This is a genomic window from Stenotrophomonas sp. Ste86 (genome assembly GCF_024519465.1).
Lineage (GTDB): Bacteria > Pseudomonadota > Gammaproteobacteria > Xanthomonadales > Xanthomonadaceae > Stenotrophomonas.
This window is the reverse complement of sequence record NZ_JALJRW010000040.1, coordinates 1-3,000: the sequence shown is the minus strand read 5'-3', so window position 1 is coordinate 3,000 and position 3,000 is coordinate 1. Positions and strand designations below refer to the sequence as shown.

Below are 3,000 nucleotides of genomic sequence, written 5' to 3'. Positions count from 1 at the left end.
TACGTCCGTGTAGGCTCCCAAGCCGCATCCATGCGGCTTGAGGGTCCCGCCAACCTACCCACGCCAGGCCCTCACACTTGGCAGGGGGCCGGGGGAATGGACAAAAGCGGACGCCGGATACACATCCTTGCCCAAACACGGGGATCATGGGGTGTGGTGCGGTTGAATTGTGGAAGCGCAGCCGACCAACGGTCGGCTCTACCTGGCGTCGTGGCGCCGACCGATGGGCTTCCCTTGTCGGGTCAGCTGCTGCTGCCGTCCAGGTGGGTCAGATACAGGCGGAGGTCGAATTCGAGCTGGTGGTAGTCCGCTTCCATGTGTGTGCAGAGCTGGTAGAAGGCCTTGTTGTGGTCCGACTCCTTCAGGTGCGCCAGCTCGTGCACCACGATCATCTTCAGGAACGGCGCTGGCGCCTCGCGAAACACCGTGGCGATGCGGATTTCGCGGCTGGCCTTGAGCTTGCTGCCCTGCACCCGCGACACGGTGGTGTGCGTGCCCAGCGCGTGCTTGAGCACCTGCAGCTTGCTGTCATAGATCACCTTGGACAGCGGCGCCGACTGGCGCAGATAGCGTTCTTTCAATCCCTGGGTGTAGTCGTACAGCTGCCGGTCGTTGCGCACCGTGTGCAGGTCCGCGTAGCGGCGCTGCAGCCACGGGCCCAGCCGATCGCCCGCGATCAGCTCGCGGACCTGCTGTTGCAGGGTCTCCGGATAGCCGGCGAGGTACTTCAGGGCGGTCATGGACGACGGTTGGGGCGGAGCGGGCGGACCAGTATGATGGCCTCCGGAATCCCGCAACAACAGATGCTAGGCGTATGGCGAAGGCAAATCCCCTGCAGGAGCAGCTGCTCAAGGCCGGGCTGGTCAAGAAATCCCAGGTCTCACAGGCCGCCCGTGAACAGGTCAAGGCCCGACACGGCAAGGCTCCGGTCGCGCCCAGCGAAAGCCAGCGCGAGGCCGATCGGGTGCGCGCCGAGAAAGCTGAACGCGACCGCGCGCTTGAAGCCGAACGCAAGGAAAAGGCACGCGCCCAGGAACTCCAGGCCCAGGTCCGGCAGATCATCGACACCCACAAGGTCAAGCGCGACGGCGAGAGCGAGTACCGTTTCAACGATGGCACCGTCATCCGCACCCTGCTGGTCAACGCCTCCCTGCGCAGGCAGCTGGCGTCGGGCGCGCTGGTCATCGTCCGCTTCGGCGACGGCTTCGAACTGCTGCCGCGCGCGGCAGCTGACAAGGTGCGCGAACGCGATGCCAGCGCCATCGTGCTCGACAACGCCCAGCCCGGCACCGCGCCGAGCACCGGCAACGCCGAGGACGATGCCTATTACGCCCAGTTCCAGGTGCCCGACGACCTGATCTGGTAACGCCCGGCTGAAGCATTCACGCGGCCGTCGCCGCGTTCAGCCATGCGTCGGCCCCGGCCCAGGGCGCAGGTCTATGCTGGGGGTCTGACACCGGCATGGGAGACACATCATGGCGACAGGTTGGGCAGGCGACGGCGCGGTCCAGGACCAGATCGACGCCACCGTCGATGACGCCATCCAGCGCGCCCGCGCGCAACTCAAGCAGGGCCCGGGATTGACCCACTGCGAACACTGCGACGCGCCCATTCCCGAGGCGCGGCGCAAGGCCGTGCCGGGCGTTCGTCTGTGCGTGCGCTGCCAGGAAGAAGAGGACGCCGCCCAGCACGAAAGCGGCGGCTACAACCGACGCGGCAGCAAGGACAGCCAGCTGCGCTAGGGGCCGGACGTTGGCCGATACGCTCAGCCGTCGCCCTGGATCCCGCCCGGCGCCTGCGATGGATCGCGCCAGCGGCGCACCGTGCGCTGGAAGAACATGTTGTTGGGGATCTGCAGCACCGTGCCCTCATGACCGCCATCGGTTTCCTGCAGGGTGGTGTAGATGAGGTTGACGTCGATCACCCGGCCCTTGAGCCCGGGCTTCTCGCCGTTCTCCAGCAGTTCGATGTAGTCGTGCAGGCGGAACGGGCGTGTGGTGAAGATCAGCAGCGTGCAGAAGATGTTCGACAACACGCTCCAGGCGGCGAAGAACGCCACCGCACCCACCGCGGCGAAACCGGTGAAGGCGGTCCACAGCACCGAGGCCGACGCGCCGACGATGCTCAGCACGATCAGCACCGCGCCGAAGTTGATGATGAAGCTGCTGATGCGGCGCGCGCCCATCACCATTTCCGCCGGCAGGGTGTAGTGCTCGCCGAGGCGGCGGATCAGGCGTCGGGCGAGCAGGCGCAGCAGCCAGGCGGCCAGCACGGTGAGCAGGATCTGTACGGCGGGAATGCCGTACTGCAGCCACGGGTGGGTCCAGGTGGGCAGGTGGTCTTTCATGTGCAGCATGGATCCTTGCAGCGATAGTGCAGTAAACCCCTATCTTAATGCGCTGGCCGCAAGGTTTTCGTCAATTGCAATCAGACCAGCCGATGCGCTTCCAGGCGTGCGATCAGCGCCGATACGCACAGCGGCGCATGCTCGGCGTATTGCACGCACAGGTCCGGCTGCGGCGGGATCGACAGGCGGATCGTCACCGGGCTCCATGGCAGGGTGCAGCTGCTGGCCAACGACAGCAGCAGGACAAGGCAACTGGAGGACATGACGGGTTCCTTGGCGATGGTCGGTGGGGTACGCAGGCTTGGATGCGGCCAGGCCGAAAAAGGTTTAGAGCTGCGACGTAAAAAATGGTTCTTCTCCCATTTGAGGGAGCGTCCCGTTGCAAGAGATGTTGCAGCGTGAGCACGACGCTGCGCGTGTGGGCGGGCAGTGTTCGGCGACGTGTGGATCGGCTGGTGTCTTCGTTCTGGGCTACCGCGAGCGGGAGGGGCCCGTAGCGGCCGGTAGGTCCCTGGCGCAAATGTCCCCCGGCCGCGTGGCGGCCTCCTCCTTGATTTTGCCCAGGAACCTACCGGCCGCTACGGGGCTCGGCGTGCGGTGCGGAGGTGGAAGCCAGGCTTTTCCGTCGCTGGTCGGTGGGTCGGGCGCTGGGC

The 3,000-nt window shown here is 65.9% G+C and carries 5 protein-coding genes; 2 read left to right on the top strand and 3 right to left on the bottom strand.

Annotated elements, in window-relative coordinates:
• Nucleotides 1-242 precede the first annotated feature (242 nt).
• Entirely contained in the window at nt 243-740 is a 498-nt protein-coding gene (locus NR101_RS18950; protein WP_256775868.1) for a M48 family metallopeptidase, read from the bottom strand.
• Nucleotides 741-814: 74 nt separating this feature from the next.
• Here NR101_RS18950 and NR101_RS18945 point away from each other — a divergent pair, with 74 nt between their 5' ends.
• Both NR101_RS18945 and NR101_RS18940 read left to right on the top strand, forming a co-directional pair.
• Nucleotides 815-1,366 (top strand): DUF2058 domain-containing protein, encoded by a 552-nt coding sequence (locus NR101_RS18945; protein WP_256775869.1) that lies wholly within the window; start codon nt 815-817, stop codon nt 1,364-1,366.
• A 109-nt stretch (nt 1,367-1,475) separates the two neighbouring features.
• Entirely contained in the window at nt 1,476-1,742 is a 267-nt protein-coding gene (locus NR101_RS18940; protein ID WP_256775870.1) for a DksA/TraR family C4-type zinc finger protein, read from the top strand.
• Between the two features lie 23 nt (nt 1,743-1,765).
• Here the strand turns inward: NR101_RS18940 and NR101_RS18935 are convergent, their stop codons facing one another.
• On the bottom strand, nt 1,766-2,356 hold the full coding sequence (locus tag NR101_RS18935; protein WP_256775871.1) for a mechanosensitive ion channel family protein: 591 nt from the start codon (nt 2,354-2,356) through the stop codon (nt 1,766-1,768).
• Between the two features lie 71 nt (nt 2,357-2,427).
• On the bottom strand, nt 2,428-2,610 hold the full coding sequence (locus NR101_RS18930) for a hypothetical protein (protein ID WP_256775872.1): 183 nt from the start codon (nt 2,608-2,610) through the stop codon (nt 2,428-2,430).
• Between the last annotated feature and the right edge of the window lie 390 nt (nt 2,611-3,000).

Bases quoted from the DNA above. Each gene is read 5' to 3' on its own strand.
- NR101_RS18935 (WP_256775871.1), bottom strand. From the start codon at position 2,356: ATGCTGCACATGAAAGACCACCTGCCCACCTGGACCCACCCGTGGCTG.
- NR101_RS18950 (WP_256775868.1), bottom strand. From the start codon at position 740: ATGACCGCCCTGAAGTACCTCGCCGGCTATCCGGAGACCCTGCAACAG.
- NR101_RS18930 (WP_256775872.1), bottom strand. From the start codon at position 2,610: ATGTCCTCCAGTTGCCTTGTCCTGCTGCTGTCGTTGGCCAGCAGCTGC.
- NR101_RS18940 (WP_256775870.1), top strand. From the start codon at position 1,476: ATGGCGACAGGTTGGGCAGGCGACGGCGCGGTCCAGGACCAGATCGAC.
- NR101_RS18945 (WP_256775869.1), top strand. From the start codon at position 815: ATGGCGAAGGCAAATCCCCTGCAGGAGCAGCTGCTCAAGGCCGGGCTG.